This is a genomic window from Microcystis sp. M53598_WE2 (assembly GCF_030067735.1).
In the GTDB taxonomy this organism is placed as follows: domain Bacteria; phylum Cyanobacteriota; class Cyanobacteriia; order Cyanobacteriales; family Microcystaceae; genus Microcystis; species Microcystis aeruginosa.
Window position 1 is genome coordinate 1 of record NZ_JASJFE010000601.1, and the last position, 3,501, is coordinate 3,501.

At 43.1% G+C, this 3,501-nt stretch carries 2 protein-coding genes and 1 pseudogene; 2 read left to right on the forward strand and 1 reads right to left on the reverse strand.

Going from position 1 to position 3,501, the window contains the following annotated elements; genetic code table 11:
* Window positions 1-823 precede the first annotated feature (823 nt).
* Window positions 824-946: pseudogene (locus PX636_RS22700) on the forward strand (PEP-CTERM sorting domain-containing protein); the annotation flags it as partial.
* Window positions 947-1,062: 116 nt separating this feature from the next.
* Here PX636_RS22700 and PX636_RS12135 read toward each other — a convergent pair.
* Window positions 1,063-2,634, reverse strand: a complete 1,572-nt coding sequence (locus tag PX636_RS12135; RefSeq protein ID WP_149985895.1) for a Na+/H+ antiporter — start codon at window positions 2,632-2,634, stop codon at window positions 1,063-1,065.
* Window positions 2,635-2,770: 136 nt separating this feature from the next.
* On the opposite strand from PX636_RS12135, the gene PX636_RS12140 reads away from it, so the two are divergent.
* Entirely contained in the window at window positions 2,771-3,310 is a 540-nt protein-coding gene (locus PX636_RS12140; RefSeq protein ID WP_288117360.1) for a DUF3038 domain-containing protein, read from the forward strand.
* The last annotated feature ends 191 nt before the right edge of the window (window positions 3,311-3,501 follow it).

Consider the following 3,501-nt stretch of genomic DNA (forward strand, 5'->3'; position numbering starts at 1 on the left):
AAATTATCAGACACCCCCCTTATCAAGGGTAGATCCCCCCGCCTATCGGCACCCCCCTTATCAAGGGGGGCAGGGGGGATCGAACCTAAAATCCATTTTTAATTTAATTATAACCAGCTACTTAACAATGTTAGCGAAATTTTGAACCCTATGACCGAATCTGACACACCGCGCCACAATCCCTCACGGAAGACGATAGGTCGCCTGAGAAGCAGTAAAACAGGGGAAAATACCTGAGACTCCTTCCCCTGTGAATCCCTAAGCTAGGGAGAAGAATGTAAAGATTTATTAAATTGTAGCTTAGGATACAGTGCGGGGGGGGGAGTGTGTATCGTTTTGTCATCTGCCTTTGGTGTTGGGTTGCTCTGTTGCTTGATCTGGCTGCGAGGGGCGATCACACCAAAATTTATCACTACCTCTTAATTTCATGAAAAATAAACTTTTAAGTACCTCTGTTTTTACAGGCTTTGCTGCTACAAGCTTTATGCTATTATCTCAATTAAAAGCATCAGCAGCAGTTATGTCCTACAGCGTCACGGGGACATCGGGAACTTCGATCCTTAAAGCATTTCTTCAATCCAATGCTGACATGACCTCTATTAAATATATTGGCGAGATAAGATTGACATTCGTCAGCCTACAAGGTACAACGCTACCAGTCAATTTCCCTATTCCTATTAATCAATTACCGATGCAGATAGGTGAAAGTGTTGATTATACCAACTGGATTCCTATTCTTCCCGTAACAGGACTCCCCGGTGTGGAAAATTATAAATTGACGGGACAACAGGGGGCATTTCAAGGCAAAGTAACAAAAGTAAAAACTCCTGAATCTACATCTAATATCACTTTCCTCGCACTCGGCACACTAGGCGCAGCTTCAACCATCAAGCGCAAACTAAAACCCTCCCAATCCACTGAAAAAGAAACTACAAAAGTCTCCTAAAATCCCCCATAAAACCCCACAAAAACCCCTTCATTAATTGGAGGGGTTTTTGTCATAAAACCCCGTCGTTGGTCGTTAGGAGAATTAAGATTGATTGTATATACCCCAAAATAGTCCTACTGTTCACTAATTTTACTTTCAGCGAGAATTTCTTGGAGGACGGGGGATAAATTGCTAGTTAAACGGCCGGCTCGAATAAATTCAGCGTAGGTATCAGCTTCGATATCTAGGAGGGTTTCCCGAAGTTGTTCCATTGTTAATAGTTGTAATTGGGGATAACTATCGTTGAGAGATTGTATTTCCGCTTCTACAGTCTTTAACTTTTCTTTGACGAGATGCTGCTCATAACTAAAAAATTCTGGGGCAACATCGGGAGATTTATCTAACTTAGAAAGATAGTCTAAAACCCTTTTTAAAGCTACCCTTCGGGCTAAAAGTTCCGCATAGTTTTCTCGAATTGGTTGATCACCGATCAAGTCTAATCTCGATAGGAAAGTTTGAATAGTTAATCCCTGAACCAAAAGGGTAAAGAGAACAACTCCGAAGACGATATCGATGATATCCTGACGATTGGGAAAAATAACCGGCACACTTAAAGCTAGGGCAATAGAAACGGAACCGCGCAAACCTCCCCACCATAAAACCGTTTTTTCCCGCCAATTAATTTTAGTTTCCATCAAGGCATTACTAACAGTTGCCAAAGCAAAGGTAGCCAGAAAACGGGCCGCTACCACGGCGGCGATCGTGATAAAAATTAAATTGAGATTATCGGCTAAACTGGAGAGACGAATCTGATCGCCGATGAGGAGAAAAACGATCGAATTGACAAAAAAAGCGAGAAACTCCCAGAATTGCGTGACTAATAGGCGGGTACGGGGACTCATACTAATTCTAGAGCCAAAATTACCTAAAATAATCCCCGTAGTCACCACTCCGATTACCCCCGAACCCCCGAACTCCTCGGTTAATAGATAAGCACCGTAGGCGGACACAAGAGTTAAAGACTGTTCCACTAGGGGTAAATCGAGACGTTGAGTCAGATAGGAAATACCAAAACCCACTAAACAACCCACTGCCACCCCGATACCGATAAAAGCGGCAATCCGGCTAATGGTTGTCTCTAAGGATAGACCACTAGCACCGAGGGGAATTTCCACCAAAAGAGCGAAAGCGACGACAGCGACCCCATCATTAAATAAGCTTTCCCCTTCCAAAAGCACGGTGAGGTTTTTACTGGCCCCTAATTCGCGAAAAAGAGCGACAACAGCAACGGGATCCGTAGAAGAAAGGCTCGCACCCACTAATAATGCCGTAAATAGGGGTAAATTGGTCAATTCATCTAGGGCAAAACCAACCCCGAAAATCGAGATAATTACGCCGACAATAGCGAAAAGACTGACGGGAATCCAATTATCCTTCAGATCTCGCCAGCGCGTATTCCAAGCGGCTTCAAATAGCAAAGGGGGCAGAAAAATTTCTAGAATCAGTTCGGGGGATAGGTTCACCAGACGGATATCGATAAAGGCTAAACCTAAACCGACTATCACTAACAATAGGGTGTAAGGAATTTGGCGAAACCAGCTAAAAATCCTCGAAACCGTGGCCACACTCAGGGAAACGGACAAAACAATTAGAAATTGTTCCAAATTTTGCTTAATGACTTCATCGGTAGCGGATTCTAAACTCATTGGGTGGGAGGCAATCGGTGAGCGGACGTGCAAGAAAAGAACAATCTCAATTATTATGACACTTTAGAACCAGTGATTTTTTCTCCTAAACCCAAGTTTTTCTGCTGGCAATTCCTTATTATCTATGTCCTTGACTATGCCTCAGTCTGCCGAGTCCTCCACGGGTGAGGATTTACCCCTAGCTATCTCACCCAGTAACGAGCAGTTAGAGAATATTAATAGCTATTTAAACCTGATTTTGGCAGCTTTAGTCTCTCTAGCTAATTTAGACTCCGAGTCTATCACCCAAGCAGCCCAGGAATTAGCCTTAGATCCAGATACAAGCGATCGCCTAGTTGCCCACTACTGGCAACCCCAGTCAAACCTCTCCCTAGCGGACATCCGTTCTCTAGTTCTCCTCCTCTGTCATCTAGCCCAAAAAAAGCAAGAGTTAATCCGTCGCGCCGTAATTCTCTTGGAACAAGTGGGAACTCAAGGACAAGAACCGGTCAAAACCACGCTTTTGGGCAATTATATCGCTAATTTTCGCTTAAAATACCCAGAAATATCGGAAAATAATCTCATTGATTCTAGCCTAACTTCCCTAGCTTGGAAATTATTAATCGATTTATTGTTCTACAGCAGCCCCCGCAGTCATCTCCTTCTCTGGCACACCCTTTTGACAAGTAAAAAGTAAAAAGGCTATCAGTTATCAGTTATCAGTTATCAGTTATCAGTTATCAGATGTAAGTTATCAGATGTAAGTTATCAGTTATCAGTTATCAGTTTTCAGGTTTCAGTTTTCAGTTTTCAGTTCACCGATTACTGTTTACTGTTTACTGGACGGCTACGCCGTGCCTTTGGCAACACTGAAAAAAAGCTTCCCAG